The organism is Streptomyces sp. NPDC059371 (assembly GCF_042751995.1).
GTDB lineage: Bacteria > Actinomycetota > Actinomycetes > Streptomycetales > Streptomycetaceae > Streptomyces.
The window spans coordinates 1-2,287 of record NZ_JBHYXD010000206.1; the positions used below are offsets into that span (position 1 = coordinate 1).

The window sequence follows — 2,287 nt, forward strand, 5'->3', positions numbered from 1 at the left end:
CGCCGAACGCTTCCCGCCGGGGCGCCCAGGACAGGGCGGCCGACAGCAGCCCCTCCTCAGTCCCGAGAAGACCAGGGCACCCGCGACTCCATGGGGGAGAGCGGGGTGCCCGAGCCGCCGGTGCGGCGGCCCACCATGGGGGTGAACCCACACATGCATGACAACCCGCTGTCCAGGCGTGACCTGATGAAATACGGCGTCCTCGCGTCGGCGGCCCTGGCCCTGCCCTTCGAACGCGTCGTGCGCGCCAAGACGGCTTCGGACCGGATCGCCGTCAGCAAGTTCCCGAAGCCGTTCACCGTGCCGTTCGCGGTACCGCCCGAGGCCGTGCCGACGAAACGGTCGAGCACGACCGACTACTACACGGTCACCATGCGCAGCGCCATGACCGAGATCCTGCCCGGCCTGAAGACCGAGACCTGGTCGTACGACGGGACGTTCGGCGGCCCGACGATCCGGGCCACCCGGGGCCGGCCGGCCGTCGTGCGGCACATCAACCAACTGCCCAGGGTGCATCCGCGCCTGGGGTACGAGTCGTGGACCTCGGTGCACCTGCACGGTTCGGCGTCGCTGCCCGAGTACGACGGCTACGCCAGCGACGTGACGCGGACGGGGGAGTACAAGGACTACCACTACCCGAATTCCCAGGACGCGCGCACTCTTTGGTACCACGACCACGGAGTGCACCACACGGCCGAGAACGCGTACATGGGCCTCGCGGCGATGTATACGATGCACGACGCCCTGGAGCAGTCGCTGCCGATCCCGCACGGCCGCTACGACGTGCCGCTGATCATCCGGGACGCCATGTTCGACCGTGACGGACAGCTCCTGTACGACGACGGCGGCCACTCCGGGATCTTCGGCGACGTGATCCTGGTCAACGGGCGGCCCTGGCCGGTGATGAAGGTCGAGCGGCGCAAGTACCGCTTCAGGATCCTGAACGGCTCGATCTCGCGGGGCTTCAAGTTCGCGCTGAGCACCGGCGACCCGTTCGTCTTCATCGGCACGGACGCGGGCCTGATGCCGGAGCCCCGCTCGGTGACCAGCTACCGGCACGGCATCGCCGAGCGCTACGAGGTGATCATCGACTTCGCCAAATACAAGGCCGGCCAGCGGGTGGTGCTCAAGAACCTCAGCGTGCCGAACGTCGAGGACTTCGACACCACCGGCGACGTGATGGCCTTCGACGTGGCGGGTGATCCCACCGACCTGTCCGGCAACAGCATCCCGGACCGGCTCAACCCGAACGCTCCGGCGATGGACCTGACCGCCGCGATGGCGAAGAAGACCCGCAAGTTCGAGTTCATCCGCAAGGACGGCATCTGGACCGTCAACGGCAAGACCTGGGCCGATGTGGTCGCCTCCGACTACGAGTACGTCTGGGCCGATCCGGCGCTCGGGGACGTCGAGATCTGGGAGTTCGAGAACAAGTCCGGCGGCTGGTGGCACCCGGTCCATGTGCACCTGGTCGACTTCAAGATCCTGGACCGCAACGGCAAGCCGCCGTCGCCGTGGGAACTCGGCGGCAAGGACACCGTGTTCGTCGGCGAGAACGAGACCGTGCGCATGGTGGTCAAGTTCGGTCCGAACACCGGGCGTTACATGATCCACTGCCACAATCTGGTGCACGAGGACCACGACATGATGGCGCAGTTCCGGGTCGGGCCGCCCGCCGACGGGCACCACCCCGTGTACGCGGCCCCCGCCGGGTCCGGGCCCGCCCCGACGCTGGGATACGCCGATGACTCCATCGACTGAGGCGCCTCCCGCCGGGGCGGTCGCATCCGTGGGCGGCCCGCGATTCCGTTCGCACGTTCCGGCCCATCGCGTCGGGGCACTGCTCTGCGTCGCCGCGACCGCCGGGGACCTGGTGGTCTTCCAGCGGAACCTGGCGTACGGCCTGGCCGTGTCGCTGCCCTTCCTGGTGGCGGCCGTCGTCCAACTCGCCCTCGCCCGGCGGGTGTGGGCCTCGCCGCGTACGGCCGCTGTCCTGTCCGCGGTCCTCGTCCTGGGACTGCTGATCGGCCTGCAGGCGGTCGCCGTACGCGGTGGCGCGGCCCTCGGGCCGCGCGACGAACCGCTGCGGGCCGGTCCGCTCGCGACGGTGGCGCTGCTCCTGCGACTCGCCGCGCTGCCCTGGCTGGTCCGTGCCCTTTCCGGCCGCGGGCGGTCCTGGGCCGTCAACGGACTCCTCGTCATCGGGACGGTGCTGTGGACGTTCGGGCTGACCGGCCTGGCGGGGTGACACGGCCGGGGCGGTGCGCGGTACGACGGTCCGTCGTAC

Annotated in this window: 2 protein-coding genes; both read left to right on the plus strand. The window is 69.7% G+C overall.

From position 1 onward, the window contains the following. The first annotated feature begins 153 nt into the window (after positions 1 to 153). Entirely contained in the window at positions 154 to 1,761 is a 1,608-nt protein-coding gene (locus ACFXGX_RS43180) for a multicopper oxidase family protein (protein ID WP_384803978.1), read from the plus strand. Continuing rightward, a complete protein-coding gene (locus tag ACFXGX_RS43185; protein ID WP_384803981.1) occupies positions 1,745 to 2,248 on the plus strand; it encodes a hypothetical protein in 504 nt (167 codons plus the stop codon). The genes ACFXGX_RS43180 and ACFXGX_RS43185 overlap by 17 nt, the downstream gene beginning before the upstream one ends. Positions 2,249 to 2,287: the final 39 nt, after the last annotated feature.